The organism is Paraburkholderia lycopersici (genome assembly GCF_900096975.1).
Lineage (GTDB): Bacteria > Pseudomonadota > Gammaproteobacteria > Burkholderiales > Burkholderiaceae > Paraburkholderia > Paraburkholderia lycopersici.
Map to the genome: position 1 here is coordinate 40,599 of NZ_FMYQ01000027.1, position 25,608 is coordinate 66,206.

The following is a 25,608-nucleotide window of genomic DNA, read 5'->3' on the forward strand; positions in this document are numbered from 1 at the left end:
TCGAAGTGGGGGATGCACCGGATTTAACGCGGCAACGCCGAGCCGCCCATCAGATACGCATCGACGGAGCGCGCGCATTGCCGACCTTCGCTGTCGACCAGAGTTAGCGCTTTAGCGCTTACTCTGGTCCCAATCCGCGCCTTAACGCGGCAACTCCGAACTGCCCATCAGATACGCGTCGACGGAGCGCGCGCATTGCCGACCTTCGCTGTCGACCAGAGTTAGCGCTTTAGCGCTTACTCTGGTCCCAATCCGCGCCTTAACGCGGCAACTCCGAACTGCCCATCAGATACGCATCGACGGAGCGCGCGCATTGCCGACCTTCGCGGATCGCCCACACAACAAGCGACTGGCCGCGGCGCATGTCGCCGGCGGTGAAGACCTTGTCGACCGACGTGTAGTACGCCTTCTCGCCTTCGGTCGAGGCACGCACGTTGCCGCGCGCATCCTTCTCGACGCCGAACGCTTCGAGTACCGGCGAAACCGGCTGCGTGAAGCCCATGGCGAGCAGCACGAGATCGGCCTTCATTTCGAATTCCGAGTCCGGCACTTCGACCATCTTGCCGTCCTTCCACTCCACGCGCGCGGCGATCAGCTTCTCGACCTTGCCGTTCTTGCCTTCGAGGCGCTTCGTCGCGACCGACCAGTCGCGCGAGCAGCCTTCCTCATGCGACGACGAAGTGCGCAGCTTGACCGGCCAGTACGGCCACACGAGGGGCTTGTTCTCGGCTTCGGGCGGTTGCGGCAGCAGTTCGAACTGCGTGACGCTCTTCGCACCGTGACGGTTGGAGGTGCCCACGCAGTCGGAACCCGTATCGCCGCCGCCGATCACGACCACATGCTTGCCCTTGGCGAGCAGCTGGTTCGGCAGCTTGTCGCCGGCGTTGACCTTGTTCTGCTGCGGCAGGAATTCCATCGCATAGTACACGCCCTCGAGTTCGCGGCCCGGCACCGGCAGATCGCGCGGCGTTTCCGAACCGCCCGCGATCACCACGGCGTCGAACCGTTCCTTCAGCTCGTCGGGCGAGATCGTTTCCTTCGCCGTGTTGCCGACGAACGCGGGCAGTTCGCCCTTGCCGATGAAGACGTTGGTGCGGAACGTCACGCCTTCGGCTTCCATCTGGCGCATGCGGCGGTCGATCAGCCACTTCTCCAGCTTGAAGTCGGGGATGCCGTAGCGCAGCAGGCCGCCGACGCGGTCGTTCTTCTCGAACACCGTCACGTCATGGCCGGCGCGCGCAAGCTGCTGCGCGGCGGCGAGGCCTGCGGGACCCGAGCCCACGACGGCGACCTTCTTGCCCGTCTTGTGCTTCGCGACCTGCGGCGCGACCCAGCCTTCGGTCCACGCCTTGTCGATGATCGCGTGCTCGATCGACTTGATGCCGACCGGGTCGTTGTTGATGCCGAGCGTACACGCCGCTTCGCAGGGCGCCGGGCAGATACGGCCCGTGAACTCGGGGAAGTTGTTGGTCGAGTGCAGGACTTCGATCGCGCTCTTCCAGTCCTGGCGGAACACGAGGTCGTTGAAGTCCGGAATGACGTTGTTGACCGGGCAGCCGTTGTTGCAGAACGGAATGCCGCAGTCCATGCAGCGTGCGCCCTGGATCTTCGCGTCGGCGTCGGAGAGCGCCGCCACGAATTCCTTGTAGTGCTTCACGCGCGTGAGCGGTGCTTCGTACGCCTCATGCTGGCGCTCGAACTCGAGAAAACCGGTTGCCTTACCCATTTGGTTCTCGTTTATCTGATTGATTCGCGAAATTCGCGGTGAGGGGGACCGCGCCCGCCGCCGCATCAAGGTGCGCAGCGGGCGCTTCGTCGTCTTAAGGTCGTCGTCGCGGAATCAGGCGGCCAGTTCTTCCTGGCTCGCCTTCTTCGCGCCGAGTTCGCCGAGTGCGCGCTTGTATTCCGTCGGGAACACCTTCACGAACTGGCGGCGCGCCGCGTCCCAGTTTTCGAGCAGCGCCTTTGCGCGCGGCGAGCCCGTGAACTGGAAGTGACGCTCGACGAGCCCCTTGAGCAGCGCTTCGTCGGTCTGGCCCGTGTGCCACAGTGCGCGGTCCACGGTGCGCTCCTGTTCGGCCTGCTGCAGGACCGGCTCGAGCGCGACCATCGACTTGTTGCACTTGCCGGCGAAGGCGCCGTCCGGATCGTAGACATAAGCCACACCGCCCGACATGCCGGCCGCGAAGTTGCGGCCCGTCTCGCCGAGCACGACCACCGTGCCGCCCGTCATGTATTCGCAGCCGTGGTCGCCCGTGCCTTCGACCACCGCCGTCGCGCCCGAGTTACGCACGCAGAAGCGCTCGCCCGCGACCCCGCGGAAGAACGATTCGCCTTCGAGCGCGCCGTACATCACCGTGTTGCCGCAGATGATGTTTTCTTCGGACTTGCCGCGGAAGTCGTTGGTCGGACGAATGATGATGCGCCCGCCCGACAGGCCCTTGCCGACGTAGTCGTTGCCGTCGCCCACGAGGTCCAGCGTGATGCCGCGTGCGAGGAACGCGCCGAAGCTCTGGCCCGCCGTGCCCTTCAACTGGATGTGGATCGTGTCTTCCGGCAGGCCATCGTGGCCGTACTTCTTCGCGACGACGCCCGAAAGCATCGCGCCGACCGTGCGGTTCACGTTGCGCACCGGCTGGATGAACGAGACGTGCTCGCCCGTTTCGATCGCGGCCTTCGCCTTCTCGATCAGCGTGTGATCGAGTGCGCGGTCGAGACCGTGGTCCTGCGTGTCGACGTGCTTGCGCGCGACTTCGGCGCCCACCTGCGGCTGGAAGAACACGCGCGAGAAGTCGAGACCCTTCGCCTTCCAGTGCTCGACGCCCTTGCGCATGTCGAGCAGATCGGCGCGGCCGACGAGGTCCTCGAACTTGCGGATGCCCAGTTGCGCCATGATTTCGCGCACTTCCTCGGCGATGAAGAAGAAGAAGTTGACGACGTGCTCGGGCTGGCCCGAGAACTTCGCGCGCAGCACCGGGTCCTGCGTCGCGACGCCGACCGGGCAGGTGTTCAGGTGGCACTTGCGCATCATGATGCAGCCTTCGACGACGAGCGGCGCCGTCGCGAAGCCGAATTCGTCGGCGCCGAGCAGCGCGCCGATCACGACGTCGCGGCCCGTCTTCATCTGGCCGTCGGCCTGCACGCGAATGCGGCCGCGCAGCTGGTTGAGCACGAGCGTCTGCTGCGTTTCGGCGAGGCCGAGTTCCCACGGCGTGCCGGCGTGCTTGATCGACGAGAGCGGCGAGGCGCCCGTGCCGCCGTCGTGGCCGGCGATCACGACGTGATCGGCCTTGGCCTTCGCCACACCGGCGGCCACCGTGCCCACGCCCACTTCCGACACGAGCTTGACCGAGATCGACGACACGGGGTTCACGTTCTTCAGATCGTGAATCAGTTGCGCGAGATCTTCGATCGAGTAGATGTCGTGGTGCGGCGGCGGCGAGATGAGGCCCACGCCCGGCACCGAGTAGCGCAGCTTGCCGATGTACTCCGAGACCTTGTGGCCCGGCAGCTGGCCGCCTTCGCCGGGCTTCGCGCCCTGCGCCATCTTGATCTGGATCTGGTCCGCCGACGACAGGTACTCGGCCGACACGCCGAAGCGGCCCGACGCGACCTGCTTGATCTTCGAGCGCAGCGAGTCGCCGTCCTTCAGCGGGATGTCCTTCACGACTTCCGGACCGATGATCGACTGCAGCGTGTCGCCGTTCCTGATCGGAATGCCGCGCAATTCGTTGCGATAGCGGTTCTCGTCCTCGCCGCCCTCGCCCGTGTTCGACTTGCCGCCGATGCGGTTCATCGCGACGGCCAGCGTGGCGTGCGCTTCCGTGCTGATCGAGCCGAGCGACATCGCGCCCGTGGCGAAACGCTTGACGATTTCCTTCGCCGGCTCGACGTCGTCGATCGAGATCGCGCGGGCCGGGTCGAGACGGAACTCGAACAGGCCGCGGAACGTCATGTGACGCTTCGTCTGGTCGTTGATGAGGTGCGCGTATTCCTTGTACGTCTGATACGAGTTGCTGCGCGCCGAGTGCTGGAGCTTGGCGATCGCATCGGGCGTCCACATGTGGTCTTCGCCGCGCACGCGGTAGGCGTACTCGCCGCCCGCGTCGAGCATGTTCGCGAGCACGGGGTTGTCGCCGAACGCGTCGCGGTGCATACGGATCGCTTCTTCCGCGACGTCGAACAGGCCGATGCCGCCGACCTTCGAGGCCGTGCCCTTGAAGTACTTGCCGATGAGTTCGTCGGAGAGGCCGACCGCCTCGAAAATCTGCGCGCCCGTGTACGACATGTAGGTCGAGATGCCCATCTTCGACATCACCTTGAGCAGGCCCTTGCCCACCGCCTTGGTGAAGTTGTAGACGGCCTTCTCCGCCGACAGGTCGCCCTTCAGGCCCTGCGCCATCTGCGCGAGCGTTTCCATCGCGAGGTACGGGTGCACGGCTTCCGCGCCGAAACCGGCGAGCAGCGCGAAGTGGTGCGTTTCGCGCGCCGAACCCGTTTCCACGACGAGCCCCGTGCTCGTGCGCAGACCGTGCTGCACGAGGTGCGAGTGGATGGCCGAAGTGGCGAGCAGCGCGGGAATCGCGACGTTGTCGCGGTCCGCGCGGCGGTCCGAGACGATCAGGATGTTGTAGCCCGACCTGACGGCGTCGACGGCTTCCGCGCACAGCGACGCGAGACGCGCCTCGATGCCTTCCTTGCCCCAGGCCACCGGGTAGCAAATGTTCAGCTCGTAGCTGCTGAACTTGCCGCCCGTGTACTGCTCGATCGCGCGGATCTTCGCGATGTCCTTGAAGTCGAGCACCGGCTGCGACACTTCGAGGCGCATCGGCGGGTTGATGTTGTTGGTGTCGAGCAGGTTCGGCTTCGGGCCGATGAACGACACGAGCGACATCACCATGTTCTCGCGGATCGGGTCGATCGGCGGGTTCGTGACCTGCGCGAACAGCTGCTTGAAGTAGCTGTAGAGCGTCTTGTTCTTGTTGGACATGACCGCCAGCGGCGAGTCGTTGCCCATCGAGCCGACGGCCTCTTCGCCCGACATCGCCATCGGCGCCATCAGGAACTTGAGGTCCTCCTGCGTGTAGCCGAACGCCTGCTGACGGTCGAGCAGCGCGGCGGCTTCGGCGCGCGCGGTCGCGACGTCCTCGGCCTTCGGCTCGATCTCGTCGAGCTTGATGCGCACGGCGTCGATCCAGCTCTTGTAGGGCTTGGCGTTGGCGAGGTTGTCCTTCAGTTCCTTGTCGTCGATGATGCGGCCGTGCTCCATGTCGATCAGGAACATCTTGCCCGGCTGCAGGCGCCACTTTTTCACGATCTTCGACTCGGGGATCGGCAGCGTGCCCGCCTCCGACGCCATGATGACGAGGTCGTCGTCGGTGACGATGTAGCGCGCCGGACGCAGGCCGTTGCGGTCGAGCGTCGCGCCGATCTGGCGGCCGTCCGTGAACGCGATCGCGGCGGGGCCGTCCCACGGCTCCATCATCGCGGCGTGGTACTCGTAGAACGCCTTGCGGTTCTCGTCCATCAACGTGTGCTGCTCCCACGCTTCCGGAATCATCATCATGACCGCGTGGACGAGCGGATAGCCGGCCATCACGAGCAGTTCGAGACAGTTGTCGAACGACGCCGTGTCCGACTGGCCCGGATAGATCAGCGGCCAGAGCTTGGGCAGGTCGTCGCCGAGCACGTGCGAGGCGATCGCGCCGGTGCGGGCGTTCAGCCAGTTGACGTTGCCCTTCACGGTGTTGATCTCGCCGTTGTGGGCGATCATGCGGTACGGGTGCGCCAGTTCCCAGGCCGGGAACGTGTTCGTGGAGAAGCGCTGGTGCACGAGCGCGAGCGCCGAGACCACGCGCTCGTCCTGCAGGTCGCGGTAGTACACGCCGACCTGGCCCGCCAGCAGCAGCCCCTTGTAGACGACCGTGCGCGCCGAGCACGACGGCACGAAATACTCCTTGCCGTGCTTGAGCTTGAGCGCCTGGATGCGGTGGCTCGCGGTCTTGCGGATGATGTAGAGCTTGCGTTCGAGCGCGTCCGTAACCATCACGTCCTTGCCGCGGCCGATGAAGATCTCGCGGATCAGCGGCTCGCTCGCCTTGACGGTGGGCGAAATGGGCATGGTGTGGTCGACCGGCACGTCGCGCCAGCCGAGCACGACCTGGCCTTCGGCGCGCACCGTGCGCTCCAGTTCCTGTTCGCACGCGAGGCGCGAGGCGTGTTCCTTCGGCAGGAAGATCATGCCGACGCCGTACTCGCCGAACGGCGGCAGCGTCACGCCCTGCTTGGCCATTTCCTCGCGATAGAACGCGTCCGGAATCTGGATCAGGATGCCCGCGCCGTCGCCCATCAGCGGGTCGGCGCCGACGGCGCCCCGGTGGTCGAGGTTTTCGAGAATCTTCAGGCCTTGCTGAATGATTTCGTGACTTTTCTTGCCCTTGATGTGGGCGACGAAGCCGACGCCGCAGGCGTCGTGTTCGTTTTGCGGGTCGTAGAGACCTTGCGCGGCGGGCACCGCGGCGCGCTGCTGGTGATCGTTCATGGGGACACCGTCAGAGTGGGGCCGTTGCCGGCCGTTGAATCCGTGTTCTTTGTTTCCCGCCGCTTGCGTGACCGCTGTACGGCGTTTGCGCGGGGTGATACGTGCTTCCCGCGTTATGCGCCCAGGAGAGCCGAAAGGCGAATATACGCGACGAATCAAGGGCATGCAAATAAAACGTGATGATAGAACCCTAATTATCGACTTGGTGCATTCGCACAATTATTTAATGGGGCCGCATTAAAAACAGGCAAAAGAAAACGGCATCCGATGATGCCGCTTTCGCCATAACCCTTTGAACCGAAAGGTAATCAGTGTGTGCCGGTACCCGGTTTGCGCTCCTCGAGCCCGGAAGCCGGATCGGACGAGCTGCCGCTCCCCGGACCCTGCGATCCGCTCGAATGGCTGCTCGAGCCCCCCGCATTCCCGCCCGATGTTGTCGCTGAACCGGTGCCGGCATGGCCTTCCCCGGGCGTCGCCGTCTGGTCGCCCGGATGCGCGGCAGGGTGGACGCCAGAATGGGGGCCAGGTTGACCGGCGCCATGAGCGGCAGGCTGACTCGCGCCAGCTGCAGCCGCGGCACCCGTCGGCGCGCCGATCGCCCCGGCCGGACCTGCCCCAGGCGTGCCCGGCGCCTCGCGCACCTTGCGCGGCCGCCCGCGCGGCAGCGGCGAGACCCGCCGGTTCGCGCTGCGCGATGCCCAATCGCGATAAGTATCGCTGCCGAGCACCCAGCCCTTGAGCGTCGCCTGCATGAGCTGCGTGGTCTCGCGTTCGTCGAGCGGCTGCTCGCAGAGTTCGCGGTACGCGCGCTGACGCTCGAACGGCGTATTGCCGAGCGCCCAGTACAGCGGATGGTCGGTAATGAGGCTGTCGACGGTCAAGCCGATGTGATGACGGTAGCTCGACCACCGATAGTCCTCCGGGGCCGTCACGAGGTGGCTGCGCACCGGCGCGAGCTCGACGACGCGGCTCGCCAGCAGGAAAAAGCGCTCGCCTTCGATGACTGTCGCGCGATAGCGCCCCTCCCAGAGCGTGCCGCGACGCGCATAGCGCCGGTTGAAATGCGCCACGTAGCGCCGGCCGACCGCCTGCATCGCCTTGGGCAAGCTGGACTCGTCGGAGGGCGTGACAAGCAGTTGCACAGCGCCGGGCATCAAAACCCACGCATGAACCGCCAGATGATGATCGCGCGCCGCAGCCTTCAGGCAGTCGATGAACAGTTCGTAATCCTGGTCATCGACGAACGCGGGTTGCTGATCGAGTCCGCGCAGGATCACATGCTGCGGCTGATCGGGAACATAAAGACGTGCAAGCCGTGCCATGCTCGATTTTCCTGGTTCCGTTGGTGAATACCCGCAGACCCGTCGGGCCGCACCAGCGTTACTTCTCGCAGGCATGCGGCTTCGGCGGAAAGCTCGCGGCGCTTAGTAAAAAGGCTCTAACGGTCGCGTATGGTTTGTTGCAAACGTTGTGTTCATAATGAGCGGGCCTTTCATGGAGGAGCACAAATATGAAATTAAAACAGGCGCTGGCGGGGGTCGCCGCGCTCGCCAGTTTCACGGCAGCACACGCACAGACAGCAAACACGTTCTACGTCACCACCGGCTGGTTCCGCTTCATGCCGCAGGACACCAGCGACCCGCTCAAGATCGATAGCGCAGGCGGAACGCCCGTCAACATGGCCATTCCGAACACGGGGGCCAGCGTGGGTTCGTCGGACACCCTCGGCGTGTCCCTCGGCTACTTCATCACCGACCATATCGCCACGGAAGCCGAACTGGGCATTCCGCCGAAGTTCGACATTTCCGGCGGCGGCATCCTCGACTCGTTCGGCAAGGTGGGCTCGGCGCGCCTGTGGAGCCCGGCGCTGTTGTTCAAGTACTACTTCAACAGGCCTGAAGCAAAATTCCGGCCTTACGCCGGCATTGGCTTTACCTATGCCTGGTTCTCCAACGCGAAGATCACCAACGGCGCCTTCGAGCAGGGCGTACTTGGGGGTCCGACCAGTGTTTCCACCGATCGTTCCTGGGCCCCCGTGTTTAACCTGGGCTTCAACTACAACTTCACGAAGCACTGGTTCGCGGGCTTCTCGCTGTCGTACATCCCGATCAACGTGACCGCGACGTACACCACGACCCTCAACAACCAGTTGGGCACGGTGCGGACAGCCGAATCCAAGATTCGCCTGAATCCGCTCGTAACCTACCTGAAGGTCGGCTACATGTTCTAACGCGCTCCGGCGCCCTGCTTCATTCCGTGCCCGCCCTTTGCCCAGCCTTTGCGGCGTCCGGCGAAGGGCGGCACTTTCCTTCCCGCAGTTCCCTTCCTGCCTTAACGTCTCCATCAGATTATCCCCACACTCGCATGGGCTTATCCCGATTCTATGCCTCTGCGGAAAAGCGTGCTGTCCCCGTAATCAACTGTTTTGTCACCAGAGAGCAAAGCCCCGTCTGGCGTGCGTTTGCGGCCGACCGGCTGCGCTTCTTCAAATCTCGGGCACTGGAATTGCGCAATACTTGTATTCCGGCCCTTGCCCTGCAGCGCCCTTTTTCGTGCGCCCCGCGGCGAGCCTTTTATCTATGACTTTTCAACGACGGAGCCATACATGAGCGCCTTTCCGAATACGCGAGAAGCCCTCGGAGATTCCTGGACGCGCACGAGCCGCCACGCGCGGCGCATCGCACGCCGCGGCCGCAGCGCCGCCGCCGATATCACCGACGAGCTGCGCGATCTGCTCGCCGAACTGGAAAACACGCTGGGCGAGGGGACCCAGGCCGACGCCGTCGCGCTGCGCGCCGACATTCGCAAGCGTCTCGATGCCGCACGCGAGCGGCTCGAAGTAGCGCGTGCGGCCGCGCGCGACCACACCGACGCGGCCATCGCCGGAGCCGACGACTATGTGCACCGCAACCCGTGGCAAGCCGTTGCGATCGTCGGCGGCGTGGCGCTGGTGGCGGGCGCACTGCTCGCGCGTTGTCGCTGAAACGCCGCCAAAGCGGCGCGCGCCGCCCACGCTAGCGCCTCAGTCGTCGAGCGCGCGCGGGCCGATCAGATCGATGCGGTCCGTGCAGATCGTATCGACGCCCCAGCGCACGAGTTGCCGAGCCCGGTCGAGGTCGTTCACCGTGTAGGCGAGGATGAAAAGCCCGGCCGACTTGATGCGCTCGACAAGCGCCTCGTCCAGATGGCGATGGCTGGCATGCAGCGACAGGCAACCGAGCGCGGCGGTCTGCGCTCGCCAGTCGGCCGGCACGCGCTCGAACAGCAGGCCGCGCGGCAGATCGGGCGCGGACTCGCGCGCCGCCTCCAGCGCGGCATAGGAAAACGACGAGAGCAGCGGCGCGATGTCCGCTTTTGTGTCTTCCGCCCACAGGCGCGCCGTCTCGGCGCCGACGATACGCCCCGTCTCCGCATCACGGCCCGCACAGGGCTTGATCTCCACATTCGCGGCGAGCCCCGACTCGCGGCAAAACGCGGCGACCTGGGCGAGCGTCGGCATCGGCTCGCCTGCAAAACGCGCATCGCGCCAGCTCCCCGCATCGAGCGCCGCGAGTTCGGCGTAGCGCATGTGCGCGGCCGCGCCGTAGCCGTTCGAGGTACGCTCGACGGTGTCGTCGTGCAGCAGGAACACGACGTTGTCGGCGGACAGCTTCGCGTCGAACTCGACCATCGTATGGCCGAAGCTCGCGCCGGTGCGCAGCCCCGCCAACGTGTTCTCGGGCGCGAGCGTGCCGCCCCCTCGGTGCGCGGCGACGCGCGGATACGGCCAGGACTTCATCGCATGGACTCCCGGAATCGGCGAGGCGCGACGCGCACTCAAACGTCGTCGGTGACGACGAATAGCCGGCGGTATTCCTTCAGCGCATACCGGTCGGTCATGCCGGCAATGTAATGCGCGATCGAACGCGGCTGCGCGGCGGCATCGGGCGTGAGGTACGCGGGCGGCAGAAGGCGCGGATCCTCGCTGAACGCCCCGAACAGCCCCTTCACGACGCGCTGCGCCTTGTTGGCCATGCGCATGACCCGATAGTGGCGATACAGGTTGCGATAGAGAAAGCGCTTGAGCACGGCCGCCTGCGTCGCCACGCGCTCGCTGTGCGCGACGAGCGCGGGCGCGGCACGCACGTCTTCGAGCGACTTTGGCGCATGTTCGGCGAGATTGCGCTGCGTCTGCCCGATCAGGTCGGCGATCAGCGTGTTGATGATGCGCCGCACCGTCTCGTGGATGAGCCGCCTGCCCTCGATTTGCGGATACTCCCCGCGTGCGGCTTCGTAGTGCGTTTGCCAGAGTTCGACCTCGGCCAGTTGCTCGATGGTGAGCAGGCCCGAGCGCAGGCCGTCGTCGACGTCGTGGTTGTTGTAGGCGATCTCGTCGGCGATGTTGGCGATCTGCGCCTCGATCGACGGTTGCCGGCCGAGCAGGAAACGCTCGCCCAGATCGCCCAAATGCCGCGCATGCTCGCGCGAACAATGCTTGAGTATGCCCTCGCGCGTCTCGAAGCACAGGTTAAGGCCGTCGAACGCGCCGTAATGCTCCTCCAGCTCGTCCACCACGGCGAGGCTCTGCAGATTGTGCTCGAAGCCGCCGTGCTCGCGCATGCACTCGTTGAGCGCGTCCTGGCCCGCATGGCCGAACGGCGTATGGCCGAGGTCGTGCGCGAGCGAGATCGCCTCGACGAGATCCTCGTTCACGCGCAGGTTGCGCGCGACCGAGCGTGCGATCTGCGCGACTTCGAGGCTGTGCGTGAGCCGCGTGCGAAAGAGATCGCCCTCGTGGTTCACGAAGACCTGGGTCTTGTATTCGAGACGCCGAAAAGCGGTGGAGTGGACGATGCGGTCCCGGTCGCGCTGAAATTCGCTGCGCGCGGCCGGTGGCGGTTCGGGATAGCGCCGCCCGCGCGAACGCGATGCGTGCGCCGCATAGGGCGCGAGGTCCGCCTCGTGCGAGGCGGCAAGCACCGCGCCGGCATTGCCGGACGCGGCCCGGTCGCCATGCCCGGGCGCACGATGGGGATCGCTCGGGGGATTACTACGGGTGTCGCTGCGGGTATCGCTCACCGTTCCTCCGCAAGGGGTTGTGGCTCGCGGCGCGTCAGCCTTGCGTCGTGGCGGCGAGCGTGGCCTGCACGGTTTCGTCGGGCGCGCGACCGATGTGCGTCTCGCCGAAGCGCTTGAGCAAGATGAATTTGATGGCCCCGCCCTCCGCTTTCTTGTCGACCTGCATCAGCTCGACATAGCGGTCCGCGCCCAGCGCGGGCGCGCGCACCGGCAGCTTTGCGGCCTCGACCACACGCACGAGCCGCGCACGCGAAGCCTCGTCCAGCATGCCCATGCGGACCGAAAGATCGGCAGCCATCACCATGCCGCAGCCGACCGCCTCACCATGCAGCCACTCGCCATAGCCGAGGCCCGCCTCGATCGCGTGGCCGAACGTGTGGCCGAAATTGAGAATGGCGCGCAGGCCGCCTTCACGCTCGTCGTCTGCCACGACCGAGGCCTTGATTTCGCACGAGCGCTTGACCGCGTGCGCGAGCGCTGCGGGCTCGCAGCGGTTGAGCGCGTCGACGTTCGCTTCGATCCAGTCGAAGAATTCGGCGTCGGCGATCGCGCCGGTCTTGATGACTTCGGCGATACCGGCCGCCAGCTCGCGCCCGGGCAAGGTGCGCAATACGCCGATGTCCGCGATCACGGCCTGCGGCTGGTAAAACGCGCCTATCATGTTCTTTCCAAGCGGATGATTGATACCCGTCTTGCCGCCCACCGACGAATCGACCTGCGAGAGCAGCGTGGTCGGCACCTGGATGAACGGCACGCCGCGCATGTAGCACGCCGCCGCGAAACCAGTCATGTCGCCCGTCACGCCGCCGCCCAGCGCGATGAGCGTGGTCTTGCGGTCGGCGCGCACGCTGAGCAGCGCGTCGAAGATCTCGTTGAGCGTTTCCCAGTTCTTGTGCGCCTCGCCGTCGGGCAGCACGACCGTGTTGACGTCCTTGCCGAGCGGCGCGAGCGCGGTGCGCAGCGTCTCGCCGTAGAGCGGGTCTACGACGGTGTTCGTCACGATCGTCACCGACTTGCCGGCGATATGCGGCGCGAAGAGCGCGGTCTGTCCGATCAGGCCGGAGCCGATATGGATGGGGTAGGCGCGGTCGCCCAGTTCGACGTTGACGGTAATCATGCTCTGAATCTAGTGGGTTTCTGATGCGCAACCTGATGCACGGCCGCGCCCTACTCGCGCGCCGTGGCCCTCGCGACGCCAGCCATGTCGAGCTGCATCAGCACCATGTTGACGAGTCCGTTGACCGACGGTCGGCCGGTTTCGATCACGAAGTCCGCAATCTCGCGATAGAGCGGGTCGCGCACTTCGTAGAGCGCCTCGAGCCGCGCCTTGGGATCTTCCGTTTGCAGCAGCGGGCGGTTCTTGTCGCGCCGCGTGCGCAGCCACAGATCGTGCGGATGCGCGCGCAGATACACGACGAAGCCGCGCGTCTTGAGCGCCGAGCGGTTCTCGGGCCGCAGCACCGCGCCGCCGCCCGTGGCGAGGACGATGCCTTCACGCGCCGTGAGCTCCTCGATCACCTGGGCCTCGCGGTCGCGAAAGCCCGCTTCGCCTTCGAGTTCGAAGATCACGGGGATGCGCGCGCCGGTGCGCGCTTCGATCTCGTGATCGGAGTCGAAGAACGGACGCTCCAGCCGGCGTGCGACCGCCCGGCCCACGGTCGTCTTGCCGGCGCCCATGAGCCCTACGAAAAATACATTGGCGTTTGCGTCCCGCACTTGCAGCGTTTCCTACGAAAGGTTGGTGCCGCAGCTTACTGGCAAAGCGGCGGCGTTGTCGAGTCTGCGGCCCCCGTGTTCCGGCCCCGCGAGCGTGCCGGTGTGCATAGGTGCCCGATTCGCCCTGCGAATGAGGGTCAATTCGACTCCACGACGCGCGGCGTGATGAAGACCACCAGTTCGCTGCGCTGATCCCGATGCGCGCGATGGGAAAAAAGCGCGCCCAGAACCGGTATTTTGCCCAGGAGTGGCACACGCGTCACATCATCGCGGTCATCTGTTGCGTCGATCCCCCCAATCGAGACCGTGCCGCCGTCCTCGATTTCCACGCGGGTCTGTACGTGTTTGGTATTGATCGCGGGCCCGGCGGCCGTCTGCTCGCCGACACTGTCCTTCGCCACGTCGAGATCGAGTATCACGTGGCCGTCTGGTGTGATCTGCGGCTCGACTTCGAGTTTCAGGCTCGCTCGACGGAACTGCACGCCGGAAACACCCTGCCCGACCTTGGCCTGGTACGGCAACTCCGTGCCCTGCTCGACGATCGCCTTGGTGCGGTCGGCGGTGATGACTCGCGGACTCGACACCACCCGCCCACGCCCCTCGGCCTCGAGCGCGCTCAACTGGATGTCGAGCAGGCGCGTGGCGCGCGCAGCCAGCAGCGTAAGCCCCAGCCCTGCGGCATTGAAACCCGATATCGGGCCCGCCGCGAGGTCGTAGACCGTGCCGTCCGCGCCGGCGTTGAGTCCACGCGCTGTCGTACCGTCAGCATTCACGGGCGTCAAGCCGAGGCGCGCGCCTAGCTCTCGCGAAAGCCCCTCGTTCCCCTCGACGATACGCGCCTCGATCAGTACCTGCCGCGCCGGCGCGTCGAGCCGCCGCACGAGTTCGCCGATCGGGTCAAGCCGCGCCGGCAGGTCGGTGACGAACAGAAGATTGGTGCGCGCGTCCGCCACGGCCGCGCCCCGCTTCGATAGCGCGCGCTGCGCTCCCGCACCGCTCAGCAGACGGCGCAGATCCTCTGCGCGCGCGTAGTGCAGTTCGAACGAGCGGCTCTCCAGCGGCTCGAGCTCGGCGGCCCGCGCGTGCGCCTCGAAACGCTGACGCTCGCGCGCCGCCAGCTCCGCAGCGGGCGCGATCCAGATCACCTCGCCGATGCGCGACATCGCGAGGCCGTTCGCCTCCAGCAGCAGGTCGAACGCGGCGCGCCAGGGCACGCGATCGAGGCGCAACGTGACCTGCCCGCGAACATGCTCGCTCGCTACGATATTGAGCTTCGTGAACTCGGCGAAAGCGTGCAGAACGGCCGTGAGTTCCGCGTGCTGGAAGTTGAGCGTTATCGGCCGGTTGGGCGGCAATCCATCGCTTGCCGAGGCGGGATCGCTGATCCGCAACGTCGGTCGCAAGGGTACGGGCGGCCCTTCGAGCGGAACGGCAGACGGTGCGTCGCTGCCGGAATCCCGCGACGGCTGCGCGGCGGGCGCCGCAACGCCGGAAGCGCCATCCGCATTCCCGGCCGGTTCTTCCTCGGGAGGCGCCGTCTCGCTGCCTCTCGCGAACGGATTGGCGACCCATTGCGCGGACGCCCCCGCTCCATCGGGCAACGGCGGCGCCTCATAGTGCGCAACCGCGCCCGACGACCGCGCCCACGCGGGTTGCGGCAACGGCACCGCCGCCCACGCGGCAACGCTTGTCAATCCGGCGCCGACCAAGCCGACGCCCCAGCGGATCGCGTTCATTTCGCCCCCTCCGCCCAGTTGAGCGCGCGCCTTGCGCCGCTCGCGAAAACGACGACGCGCGCGGGCCCGACCTGCTCGACGACCCCGTTGCCGATTGCCTGTCCGGCTTGCGCTGTCACGACGCCCTCGGGCGTTTCCAGGAGCGCGACAATGCGCTGCCGGTCCTGGAGGATGCCGGCGAGGCGCCAGCCATCATTGCCGGGCCCGGCCGCAGCCGTACGGGCAAACGGGTCGGGAGCCGAAGCTTCAGCAGGCGCGGACGCCAACCGCACGGCAGGAAGCGCATCGTAAACACGCAATGCCGCCGTGATCGACAAGCCGGCTCCCGCGCGCCGGATCGCCAGTTCGTCCGGCGCAGTCAGTGCCGGTTCGCGTGCGAATCCTTCGAGCAGCTCGAGTAGCTGCGCGAAGCTTCCTTGCGCGACGAGCTTGATCGAACGGAACGCCTCCCCTTTCGCGCCGCCGGGCGCGCCAGGTTCGAGCATGTGCAGCACGAGGCCCGACTGCGCGGCCAGTTGCGAGATACGCCGGATGTCTTCGGCGGAATTGCCCACGTATGAGGCACGCGCGGGCGTTCGCGCCGCAGCTTCGCGCAGCGCGGGCAGACGCGCCAGCGCTTGCTGCGCGTGATCGCGGCGCATCTGGGCATCCGCCAGCGAGACACGCTCCGCGCGCACGCGCAGCGGGTCCCACACGATGCAAGCGCCGCTCAGCAGCACGCCCGCGAGCACTGCGATCGCCAGCGCCACCGCCAGCCGGCGTCGCGTGCCCCAGGCGTGGAGTGGCAGCCAGCCACGCCAAGCGACCCTGTGACGGGCCCGCGCCGCTGCGCGCCCCCGGTTCTGCGCCACCTCTGCCATCGCGTTCATTTGGCCTCCGCGGAAACGGGGCTTCCCGGAGCGCTGGGTGCGCGAACCGCCCTGGCCTCTGGCACAGCGGTCGCGCCTTGCCAGACGAGATGCGCGCTCACGTGAATCGGCCCCTCATCCTGCGCGCGCTCGCGCGCTGCGCCAGCCGGCGCCCCGCGTTTGAGTTCGCGCACGCTCACCGCCTCTACGTCGGGCAGCGCGCGCAGACGGCCGAGCCAGGCCGCAGCCGCAGACTCGTCCGCAGCACTCGCCTGCAGATCGGTTTCGTCGGCGAACTGCGTGAGTTGCTGCAAGCCGACACCCGGCGGGACATCGCTCGCGAGTGCGCCTGCAAGTGCGAAAAAGCGCGCAGTCGCCCGTGCGTGCAGCCGCGCGAGCCGCTCGCCGGCAAGCCGCGCTTCGCCTTCGCGCTCGAGGCGCTGCGCCTCGGCGAGCGGAGCGCGCCAGTGTGCGATCGATCGTTCCAGCGCCTCGCGCCGGACTTCGAGCCCGCTGCGCGCCATATGCTGCGAAAGCACGACGACGAGCGCGCACACGCAACCCGCCAGCGCGGCGACGAGCCATTCGGCCAGCAGGCGACGACGCAGTCTTCTGATTGCGCGCTGCCGCCACGGCAACAGATTGAATCCGCCGATGTCGCGCCGCGGACCCGCGCGTGTGGTGCGCACGAGCGTCATTCCCCCACCCCGCGCAGTGCGAGCCCGAACGCCACCGCACACGCCGGATCGTGCACAAGCGTTGCCGCGAGCGGCCACCCGACATCGGCAAGCGGCCCGCATTCGAACGGCAGCACCGGCGCGCCCAGCGCCTCACCGATGTCGGCCAGCGAGAAGTCCACGCCGCGCAACATCGCGAGCTCCCCCGAAATCTGCACGCAGCCGGCCTGGTCGGCGCCAACCAGGTCGCGCAACGCTTCCACGAGATCGGCGTGTTCGAGCGCAGGAAAGCGCATTTGCCGGATGACCGAGTCGTCGACGAGATACCAGCCGTGTACGCCTTCCGGGCCGACCCAGAGCGCGACCCACGGCTCGAGCGGCGGCAGTTCGTAGGCCGCCGCGTGCCGCATGGCGCGCAACGCGGCGTGCGCTTCGTCGTCCACGGCGCAAAGCGTGATGCCCGCCATCGCTGCGCATTCGATGCGCGCCTCCAGATGCTGCCGCGCGGTCGCCGCGATGGTCACCTGCGTTTCGGCCGCGTGCGGCGTGGCCGGCAGCACATTCCAGTCGACCGCCAGCTCGCCGCGCTCGACGCCCGCCACGCGCTCGGCCTCCGCCAGCACGAACGGCTCGAGCCCGGCGTGCAGGCCCGAGTCGTCCACCGAGCCCGCCGGCGCGAGGCGTGCGAGCGGCACCGTGGCGACGAGCGTCGCGCTCGCGGGCAGGGCCAGCGCACAACGCAGCGAAGCGGCTGCGCACGCGCGCGGCAGCTCGGAGAACACGTTGCGCAGCGCTTCGACCACCGCAGCGCGATCGACGATCTCCGCGCCCGCCATCGCCTCGCGCGCGAGCGGCGCGCTCGCCAGCCATTCGAGGCGCACGGGCCCCGCCCCGACGATGCGCTGGCTCAACACCACGAGCGACACGCCGCGCGCGCCCAGATCCACTCCCGCGGCGTAGCGGCGCGCGCCCAACAATACCGGATTCCCGAACCCCATCGCACTCCTCCCGAACGTCTGTGCGCCGCAAACCGTTCGCAGCGCGTCGATGGGGAAATTGTGCGAAGCGGCGCCGACCGCGAATACTCGGCCTTATGGCCAACGTTGGGCGCAGGCGCTACCCACGCGCGAAGGCCGCGTCTACAGTGCGAATATCGGTTTGCGCACTCGCCCGACCCCGTTCATGTAAGCATCCCGAAAGTACGCGGGCGGGCGGCGGCTATAATCGCGGGACCGTTTTTCTGGTGTTCGTATGCAAGATCAGCCTCCATCGTCCGTACCGCCTTCCACGCCGCCCGAGCCCCCACGGCGGCGTAAGCGCCCATGGTGGGCAACGTTGCTGATCGCGTTTTTCGGCCTGATCTTCGCGGGCGTGGTGTGCATGGCGCTCGTGCTCGGCTACGCGCTCGTCGTGGCCACGCCCAACCTGCCGTCGCTCGACGCGCTCACCGACTATCGTCCGAAGGTGCCGCTGCGCATCTATACGCGCGACCACGTGCTGATCGGCGAATTCGGCGAGGAGCGGCGCGACATCGTCCATTTCCGGGACGTGCCCGACAACCTCAAGAAAGCCATTCTCGCCATCGAGGACGCACGCTTTTACGATCACGGCGGCGTCGATCTCGCCGGTATCGCGCGCGCGGGCATGGTCGCGCTCACCAACGGCCACGCCACCCAGGGCGCGAGCACGATCACCATGCAGGTGGCGCGCAACTTCTTCCTTTCGAGCGAAAAGACCTACACGCGCAAGATTTACGAGATGCTGCTCGCCTACAAGATCGAGTCGAAGCTCTCGAAAGATCAGATTCTCGAGGTGTACATGAATCAGATCTATCTGGGCCAGCGCGCGTATGGCTTCGCGAGCGCCGCACGCGTGTATTTCGGAAAGGACCTGAAAGACCTCACGCTCGCCGAATGCGCGATGCTCGCCGGGCTACCCAAGGCGCCCTCGGCCTATAACCCGGTCGTCAATCCCAAGCGCGCAAAGGTGCGCCAGGAATACATCCTCCAGCGCATGCTGGAACTGCACTACATCACGCAGCAGCAGTACGACGAGGCCGCGCAGCAGCCGCTCGTCGTCAAGGGCGCGGGCAAGGAGTTCAGCGTCCACGCCGAGTACGTCGCGGAGATGGTGCGCCAGATGATGTACGCGCAGTACCACGAGGAGGCGTACACGCGCGGCCTGAACGTCGTCACGACGATCGACTCGGCCGATCAGGACGTCGCCTATCGCGCGCTGCGCAGAGGGCTGATGGACTACGAGCGCCGCCACGGCTATCGCGGGCCCGAGGCGTTCATCGACCTGCCCGCCGACACCGACGACCGCGAGCAGGCCATCGACGACGCCCTCGTCGAGCATCCCGACAACGGCGAACTCGTCGCGGCGGTCGTCACCGCCGCGAGCCCGAAGGAAGTGCAGGCCACCTTCATGGACGGCAACACCACGGCCATCACCGGCGACGGGCTGCGCTTCGCGCAGTTCGCACTAAGCGCACGCGCGCAGCCGTCGCAGCGCATCCGGCCAGGCGCGGTCATCCGCGTGGCGCGCGACAATGCGGGCGAGTGGTCGATCACGCAACTGCCGCAGATCGAAGGCGCGTTCATCTCGATCGTGCCGCAGGACGGCGCGATCCGCGCGCTCGTGGGCGGCTTCGACTTCAACAAGAACAAGTTCAACCACGTCACGCAGGCGTGGCGCCAGCCGGGCTCGAGCTTCAAGCCGTTCATCTATTCGGCGTCGCTCGACAAGGGGCTCGGGCCGGCCACCGTCATCAACGATGCGCCGCTCTTCTTCAGCGCGGCGGAAACGGGGGGGCAGCCCTGGGAGCCGAAGAATTACGGCGGCGGCTTCGACGGCCCCATGACCATGCGCACGGCGCTCATGAAGTCGAAGAACCTCGTGTCGATCCGTATCCTCAACCACATCGGCACGAAGTACGCGCAGCAGTACATCACGCACTTCGGCTTCGACGCCGACCGGCATCCGGCCTACCTGCCGATGGCGCTCGGGGCGGGCCTCGTCACGCCGCTGCAGATGGCGGCCGGCTACTCGGTGTTCGCGAACGGCGGCTACCGCGTGAACCCGTATCTGATCGCCGAGGTCACCGACCAGCGCGGCATGGTCGTCGCCCAGGCGCAGCCGCTCGTGGCCGGGCAGAACGCGCCGCGCGCCATCGACCCGCGCAACGCGTACATCATGAACAGCCTCTTGCAGAGCGTCGCGCAGCACGGCACGGGGGCGAAGTCGAACGCCCTCAAGCGCACCGACCTGGGCGGCAAGACCGGCACCACGAACGATTCGCGCGACGCGTGGTTCGCGGGCTACCAGCACACGCTGGCCGCAATCGCGTGGATCGGTTACGACAACCCGCGCAGCCTCGGCGACAGGGAAACGGGCGGTGGCCTCGCGCTACCGGTATGGATCGATTACATGCAGAAGGCGCTCACCGGCGTGCCCGAGTACAAGATGGCGATGCCCGACGGCATCGTCTCGCTCGGCGAGGAGCTCTATTACGCCGACGCCACGCCGGGCCACGGCTTCGTTTCGGCGGTGGGCATCAGCCAGGCGGCGCTCGAAGCGTCGGCGAGCGGCGCATCGGGCACATCGGGCGCAGCCGACGACGCCGACGCCGCGCCGGCGCCCGAGCATGTGAATGCGAAAGAAAAGGAGGACATCATGAACCTGTTCCGCGGGCACTGAGCTTCGCCGAACCGGGGCAAAGAAAAACGGGCGCCAGTTCAAGCAGCGCCCGTTTTCACGTTCAGGGTTCGAACCGCACCGGCTCGCCCGCCTGTTCCGTCGCGTAGGCCGTGAGCGCCGAGAAGAATTCGGTGCCCGTGCGCGTGTCGCGCCATTGGCCGTCGATGAAGCGATAGTGGAAACCGCCGGCCTTCGCCGCGATCCAGATTTCGCGCATCGGCGGCTGCAGGTTCACGATGATCTTCGAGCGATTCTCGAATTCGAGCGTCAGAACGTTGCCGCTGCGCTCGAGTTCGATATCGGCGCTGGCCTCGTCCACGGCCCGCTCCACGGCTCCCAGCACGGCCTCCGCGCGGCTCAGGTAGTCACTGTCTGGCATGCTAAACTCCACCGGTTATTCATTCAGGGACAATTATGCGTGTCATTTCGCAGATGCGCGCAGCGGCATCCCGCGTATCGACGCCCGGCGCGATTCTAGCGGCTTTTGCGGTCTGCGCCGTCGCGCTCGCAGGCTGCGGCCAGCGCGGGCCGCTCTACATGCCCACCGTGCCGCCGCTTCCGCCCAAGCCCAGCTTCGAAACCGCGCCGCCGCAAACCGGCGCGTCGGCGCCCGAAGCGGCTTCGGCGCCCGTCGGCTCGATACCCGACACTTCGGGCACGCCGCTCTCGTTGTCTCCGGACAGCGAAGTCAGCACCCCGTCCGCGACCACCGGCAGCCCGCAACCGGCTTCCGGCGCAACGCCAACCCAGTAAATCGCTCGCATGACCCAGTCCGCTTTTCACCGTGACAACGGCACGCTCTTCGTAGAAGGCGTGTCGGCCGCCGACCTCGCCGCGCAGTACGGCACGCCGCTCTACGTTTATTCGCGCAAGGCGCTCACCGCCGCGTGGCACGCCTACGCAGACGCCTGCGCCGGCCGCCGCGCCAAAGTGCACGTCGCGGTGAAGGCGAACAGCAATCTCGCGGTGCTCAACCTCTTCGCGCGCGAAGGCGCGGGCTTCGACATCGTCTCCGCAGGCGAACTCGCACGCGTGCTCGCGGCGGGCGGCAAGGCGCAGGACGTGGTGTTCTCGGGCGTCGGCAAGACGGCGGCCGAAATGCGCGAGGCGCTCGAAGCGGGCGTGAAGTGCTTCAACGTCGAATCGATTCCCGAACTCGACCGGCTCAACGCAGTTGCGGGCCAGCTCGGCAAGAAAGCGCCCGTTTCGCTGCGTGTGAACCCCGACGTCGATCCGAAGACGCACCCGTACATTTCCACGGGCCTGAAGGCGAACAAGTTCGGCGTCGCATTCGAGGACGCGCGCGCGACCTATCGCGCCGCCGCAGCCATGCCGCACCTGGAGGTGGCCGGCATCGACTGCCACATCGGCTCGCAAATCACCGAGATCGCGCCGTATCTCGACGCCATCGACAAACTGCTCGAACTCGTCGACCAGATCGAAGCCGATGGCGTGAGCATCCGCCACATCGACGTCGGTGGCGGACTCGGCATTCGCTACGACGACGAAACGCCGCCCGACATCGGCGAATTCGTGCGCACGGTGCTCGATCGCATCGAGGCGCATGGCACGAAGACGGGCAAGGTCCGCGACGTGTACTTCGAGCCGGGCCGCTCGCTCGTGGGCAATGCGGGCATCCTGCTCACCACGGTCGAGTTCCTCAAGCCCGGCTCGGAGAAGAATTTCGCGATCGTCGACGCCGCGATGAACGACCTCGCTCGCCCCGCCATGTACGACGCCTATCACGCGATCGAGCCGGTCGTGGAACGCCAGTCGGCCCCGCAGACTTACGACGTGGTCGGCCCCGTGTGCGAAAGCGGCGACTGGCTCGGCCGCGCGCGCGCGCTCGCCATCGAGCCGGGCGACGTGCTCGCGATCCGCTCGGCGGGCGCCTACGGCTTCGTGATGAGTTCGAACTACAACACGCGCGCACGCGCGGCCGAGGTCATGGTCGATGGCACGCGCGTGCATCTCGCGCGCGAGCGCGAAAGCGTGGCGCAGCTATTCGCGAACGAGCGCCCGCTGCCGGACTGAGCGAGTAAATGCGCAATTAACCGGGCGTTTCGAGCGCTCGCGCCACAGTAAAAAAGCGACGCTACGGCGTCGCTTTTTTTTCGCATACGCGAGCCAGTCAGGCAACGCCCGCGCCCGATCGCGCGGAGCGCCACCGCGCGAGCAGCCACACGCCCGCGCGCCAGCCCAATAGCACGAGCATGATCGCGCCATAAAGCTTCGGCAGCACTAGATCGTGCTTGCCTGCCTTCATCCACCAGAAGTGCAGGATCGCCAGCACGCCGATCGCGTAGACAAGCCGATGCAGCGTTTGCCAGCGGCGCCCGAGCCTGCGCGCCATCGCGCGCGTGGACGTCGCGGCGAGCGGAATCAGCAGCACGAACGCCGCGAAGCCCACCGTGATGAACGGCCGCTTGCCCACGTCCTTGAGCATCGCGGCGACGTCGAACCACTTGTCGAACCAGACGTAGGTCGTGAAGTGCAGCGCCGCGTAGAAAAACGCGTAGAGCCCGAGCAGGCGTCGAAAGCGGATCAGCGCGTTCCAGCCGGTGAGCCGGCGCAGCGGCGTGACGGCGAGCGTGATGCAGAGGAACACGAGCGTCCACAGGCCCGTGGAGCGCGTGATGAACTCGATCGGATTCGCACCGAGCCGGTCGGTGAAGCCGAACAGCACGATGCGTGCAAGCGGATACAACGCCGCGACGAATACCGCCGCCTTCGCCCATGGCAGCCAGCGCGGGCCGGCCGCGCTCGCGGCGCGCGCACCGGCCTTCGCGAGTATTGCGCGCGGCAAGGCGTCAGCCTGCGGTGTCGTCGTCGATTCCATCTCTCGCTCCATCGGCCGCTCGTGACTCAAAAGTTCTTGCGCAGATCCATACCCTGATACATCGACGCCACGAGGTCGCCGTAGCCGTTGAACATGAGCGTCTTGCGCTTGGGCTGGAAGAAGCCGTCCTCGCCGATGCGCCGCTCGGTGGCCTGGCTCCAGCGCGGGTGGTCGACATTCGGATTCACGTTCGAATAGAAGCCATACTCGTTCGGCGCGTACTTGTTCCAGCTCGTGGGCGGCTGATTCGACACGAAGCGGATCTTCACGAGCGACTTCGCGCTCTTGAAGCCGTATTTCCACGGCACGATCACGCGCACGGGCGCGCCGTTCTGGTTCGGCAACACCTCACCGTACAGGCCCACCGTGAGCAGCGTGAGCGGATTCATCGCTTCGTCCATGCGCAGGCCTTCGGAGTACGGCCAGTCGAGAATCGGCTCGGCGAGGCCCGGCATCTGGGAAGGGTCGGCGAGCGTGATGAACTGCACGTAGCGTGCGTTGCCCGTGGGCTGCGCGCGGCGGATCAGTTCGGAGAGCGAAATGCCGATCCACGGAACCACGATCGACCAGCCTTCCACACATCGATGCCGGTACACGCGCTCTTCGAGCGGCGCGAGCTTGAGGATCTCGTCGATATCGTAGACCTTCGCGTTCTTCACCTCGCCCTCGACGCTCAGCTTCCACGGACGCGGACGCAGCGTGTGCGCGTTCTCGGCAGGATCGCCCTTGTCGGTGCCGAACTCGTAGAAGTTGTTATAGGTCGTGATGTCCTTGTAGGGCGTGACCTTGTCCAGCGCGACGAATTTCGCGTTCGTTTGCGCGGCGAGCTTCTGCGCCTTCGGGTCGCCGGGCGCGTATTCAGCGAATGCCCGCGAAGCGCCGAACGGCCCCGCAAGGCCGCCGAGCGCGAGCGCGCCTGCCGCCTGCAAAATGCGCCGGCGCTGCTCGAACACCTTTTGCGGCGCGATTTCGCTCGCGGGGATGTCGTCGCCGTTGAGCAAGATTCTGCTGCTCCGCTTGATCCACATGTTGCTGCTCTCCTGCGTCGTACGCGGCGTGCCGCCAATGCGTTGAAGGTGCTCGATCCGGCCCCGCCGTACGATGCCCGGCAAGGATCGAGTGGATGGCCTCAAGCCGGCAAACGCGCATTGAGCGCAAAGCTTCCCGTCGGACGAAAAAAAACCGCCGGAGCACGAGGCATCCGACGGTTAGTTCGTCGTGCGGGCAGTGGCGGTTACAGCTTGCCGTAGCTGTGCAGGCCCGAAAGGAACATGTTCACGCCGAGGAACGCGAAGGTCGTGACAAGCAGGCCCGTGAGGGCCCACCATGCCGCCACGCCGCCGCGCAGACCCTTCATGAGACGCATGTGCAGCCAGGCCGCGTAGTTGAGCCAGACGATCAGCGCCCAGGTTTCCTTCGGGTCCCAGCTCCAGTAGCCGCCCCACGCCTGCGCGGCCCAGAGCGCGCCAAGAATCGTCGCGATGGTGAAGAACGCGAAGCCGACGGCGATCGACTTGTACATGACGTCGTCGAGCACGTCGAGCGTGGGCAGGCGGTCCGCCAGCACGCCGCGCTCCTTCATGATGTAGGCCACGCCCACCATCGCCGAAAGCGCGAAACTGCCGTAGCCGATGAAATTCGCGGGCACGTGGATCTTCATCCACCAGCTTTGCAGTGCGGGCACGAGCGGCTGGATCTGCTGCGCGTCGCGCGAGATCGAGTACCACATCAGAAATCCCACGGCCGCGCTGATCACGAGCAGCACGAATGCGCCGAGCGCGCGCGTGTCGTAGTGCCTTTCGTAATACAGATAGAAGAGCGCCGTGATGAGGCTGAACAGCACGAACACTTCGTAAAGATTCGAGATGGGAATATGGCCGACGTCCGCACCGATCAGGTAGGACTCGTACCAGCGCACCATCAGGCCGACGAAGCCCATGAGCACCGCCGCCCATGTGAGCTTCGTGCCAATTGCGCCGCCCGAAGGCGAACGCGAAAGCAGACCGATCCAGTAGAACAGCGTGGCGAGCACGAAAAGCGCGCTCATCCACAGGATGGCCGACTGGCTGGAAAGGAAATACCGGAGGAAGAACGCCTGATCGGCGCGCGCGAGGTCGCCTTGATAGATCTGGATCGCGCCGACCGAAAGCACGGCAATGCAGGCCATCAGCAAACGCGCGGGCTTCCAGCGCCAGCCGAGCACGACGAGCGCCGGCGTCGTGCCGCCCAGCACGAGCTTGTCGTAGTAATTCATGTGCGCGTGATAGCGCGAGAGCGCGAAACCCGCGCCTGCCACGAGCGCCAGCGCGAACAGCCAGTCGAGCGCCGTGAGGCGCAGCAGGAAGGGGCGTTCGTCGAACAGGGCGTCGGCACGGGGGTCGTGGGCGCCCGAGGCGTCGCGCGCGACGGCTGCGTTCGCCCCGGCCGTGCGCTCGGCGCGGCGGGCCTTCGCGGAGGAGGAAACCTGAGACAAGTCCATGGGCTTACCGGTGTT

19 protein-coding genes and 2 pseudogenes are annotated in these 25,608 nt (G+C 66.5%); 5 read left to right on the top strand and 16 right to left on the bottom strand.

The features are described 5' to 3' along the window. Positions 1-259: 259 nt before the first annotated feature. The 3 genes and pseudogenes from BLU17_RS24550 to BLU17_RS24560 all read right to left on the bottom strand — a co-directional run. Entirely contained in the window at positions 260-1,726 is a 1,467-nt protein-coding gene (locus BLU17_RS24550) for a glutamate synthase subunit beta (protein WP_092002661.1), read from the bottom strand. A gap of 114 nt (positions 1,727-1,840) precedes the next feature. Beyond that, the gene (locus BLU17_RS24555) at positions 1,841-6,541 is read right to left on the bottom strand and encodes a glutamate synthase-related protein (protein WP_092002664.1); all 4,701 of its coding nucleotides are present in this window, start codon (positions 6,539-6,541) and stop codon (positions 1,841-1,843) included. Positions 6,542-7,173: 632 nt separating this feature from the next. Further along, positions 7,174-7,863, bottom strand: a pseudogene (locus tag BLU17_RS24560) (transposase); the annotation flags it as partial. Positions 7,864-8,051: 188 nt separating this feature from the next. Between BLU17_RS24560 and BLU17_RS24565 the strand changes: the two are divergent. Further along, the gene (locus BLU17_RS24565; protein ID WP_092002667.1) at positions 8,052-8,771 is read left to right on the top strand and encodes an OmpW/AlkL family protein; all 720 of its coding nucleotides are present in this window, start codon (positions 8,052-8,054) and stop codon (positions 8,769-8,771) included. 375 nt (positions 8,772-9,146) lie between these two features. Continuing rightward, positions 9,147-9,524, top strand: a complete 378-nt coding sequence (locus BLU17_RS24570; protein WP_092002670.1) for an ElaB/YgaM/YqjD family protein — start codon at positions 9,147-9,149, stop codon at positions 9,522-9,524. Positions 9,525-9,563: 39 nt separating this feature from the next. Here the strand turns inward: BLU17_RS24570 and ugpQ are convergent, their stop codons facing one another. From ugpQ to pilM, 8 genes are all read right to left on the bottom strand, one after another. Then, a complete protein-coding gene (gene ugpQ / locus BLU17_RS24575) occupies positions 9,564-10,319 on the bottom strand; it encodes a glycerophosphodiester phosphodiesterase (RefSeq protein WP_092002672.1) in 756 nt (251 codons plus the stop codon). A 38-nt stretch (positions 10,320-10,357) separates the two neighbouring features. Next, the gene (locus BLU17_RS24580; RefSeq protein WP_092002675.1) at positions 10,358-11,500 is read right to left on the bottom strand and encodes a deoxyguanosinetriphosphate triphosphohydrolase; all 1,143 of its coding nucleotides are present in this window, start codon (positions 11,498-11,500) and stop codon (positions 10,358-10,360) included. Positions 11,501-11,633: 133 nt separating this feature from the next. Further along, the gene (gene aroB / locus BLU17_RS24585; RefSeq protein ID WP_092002678.1) at positions 11,634-12,716 is read right to left on the bottom strand and encodes a 3-dehydroquinate synthase; all 1,083 of its coding nucleotides are present in this window, start codon (positions 12,714-12,716) and stop codon (positions 11,634-11,636) included. 50 nt (positions 12,717-12,766) lie between these two features. Then, positions 12,767-13,321: a shikimate kinase AroK gene (gene aroK, locus BLU17_RS24590; RefSeq protein ID WP_092002682.1), complete on the bottom strand. Its 555-nt coding sequence runs from the start codon at positions 13,319-13,321 to the stop codon at positions 12,767-12,769. A 131-nt stretch (positions 13,322-13,452) separates the two neighbouring features. Beyond that, positions 13,453-15,051 carry a type IV pilus secretin PilQ gene (locus BLU17_RS24595; protein WP_092002687.1) on the bottom strand — a complete coding sequence of 533 codons (1,599 nt, stop codon included), beginning with the start codon at positions 15,049-15,051 and terminating at the stop codon, positions 13,453-13,455. Beyond that, positions 15,048-15,920: a hypothetical protein gene (locus tag BLU17_RS24600; protein ID WP_143189332.1), complete on the bottom strand. Its 873-nt coding sequence runs from the start codon at positions 15,918-15,920 to the stop codon at positions 15,048-15,050. Before BLU17_RS24600 ends, BLU17_RS24595 begins: the two co-directional genes overlap by 4 nt. Then, the gene (locus BLU17_RS24605; RefSeq protein ID WP_143189333.1) at positions 15,917-16,588 is read right to left on the bottom strand and encodes a fimbrial assembly family protein; all 672 of its coding nucleotides are present in this window, start codon (positions 16,586-16,588) and stop codon (positions 15,917-15,919) included. The genes BLU17_RS24600 and BLU17_RS24605 overlap by 4 nt, the downstream gene beginning before the upstream one ends. Before the next feature lie 5 nt (positions 16,589-16,593). Beyond that, on the bottom strand, positions 16,594-17,574 hold the full coding sequence (gene pilM / locus BLU17_RS24610; RefSeq protein ID WP_092002697.1) for a type IV pilus biogenesis protein PilM: 981 nt from the start codon (positions 17,572-17,574) through the stop codon (positions 16,594-16,596). Between the two features lie 253 nt (positions 17,575-17,827). Here pilM and BLU17_RS24615 point away from each other — a divergent pair, with 253 nt between their 5' ends. After that, positions 17,828-20,275, top strand: a complete 2,448-nt coding sequence (locus BLU17_RS24615) for a penicillin-binding protein 1A (RefSeq protein ID WP_092002700.1) — start codon at positions 17,828-17,830, stop codon at positions 20,273-20,275. Positions 20,276-20,336: 61 nt separating this feature from the next. Here the strand turns inward: BLU17_RS24615 and cyaY are convergent, their stop codons facing one another. Continuing rightward, positions 20,337-20,654 carry an iron donor protein CyaY gene (gene cyaY / locus BLU17_RS24620; protein ID WP_092002702.1) on the bottom strand — a complete coding sequence of 106 codons (318 nt, stop codon included), beginning with the start codon at positions 20,652-20,654 and terminating at the stop codon, positions 20,337-20,339. Between the two features lie 53 nt (positions 20,655-20,707). Between cyaY and BLU17_RS34450 the strand changes: the two are divergent. Next, a pseudogene (locus tag BLU17_RS34450) lies at positions 20,708-20,791 on the top strand (hypothetical protein); the annotation flags it as partial. Between the two features lie 17 nt (positions 20,792-20,808). Here BLU17_RS34450 and BLU17_RS34455 read toward each other — a convergent pair. After that, positions 20,809-21,039, bottom strand: a complete 231-nt coding sequence (locus BLU17_RS34455; protein WP_342713861.1) for a hypothetical protein — start codon at positions 21,037-21,039, stop codon at positions 20,809-20,811. On the opposite strand from BLU17_RS34455, the gene lysA reads away from it, so the two are divergent. Further along, a complete protein-coding gene (gene lysA, locus BLU17_RS24630) occupies positions 21,038-22,309 on the top strand; it encodes a diaminopimelate decarboxylase (protein ID WP_092002709.1) in 1,272 nt (423 codons plus the stop codon). The two genes, BLU17_RS34455 and lysA, sit on opposite strands and share 2 nt — an antisense overlap. 97 nt (positions 22,310-22,406) lie before the next feature. Here lysA and msrQ read toward each other — a convergent pair whose 3' ends face one another. The 3 genes from msrQ to ccsB all read right to left on the bottom strand — a co-directional run bounded on the left by msrQ (position 22,407) and on the right by ccsB (position 25,593). After that, a complete protein-coding gene (msrQ, locus tag BLU17_RS24635) occupies positions 22,407-23,126 on the bottom strand; it encodes a protein-methionine-sulfoxide reductase heme-binding subunit MsrQ (RefSeq protein ID WP_092002712.1) in 720 nt (239 codons plus the stop codon). 14 nt (positions 23,127-23,140) lie between these two features. Further along, the gene (gene msrP, locus BLU17_RS24640; protein ID WP_092002802.1) at positions 23,141-24,142 is read right to left on the bottom strand and encodes a protein-methionine-sulfoxide reductase catalytic subunit MsrP; all 1,002 of its coding nucleotides are present in this window, start codon (positions 24,140-24,142) and stop codon (positions 23,141-23,143) included. 206 nt (positions 24,143-24,348) lie between these two features. After that, positions 24,349-25,593, bottom strand: coding sequence for a c-type cytochrome biogenesis protein CcsB (gene ccsB / locus BLU17_RS24645; protein ID WP_092002715.1), 1,245 nt, complete (start codon positions 25,591-25,593; stop codon positions 24,349-24,351). Positions 25,594-25,608 lie beyond the last annotated feature (15 nt).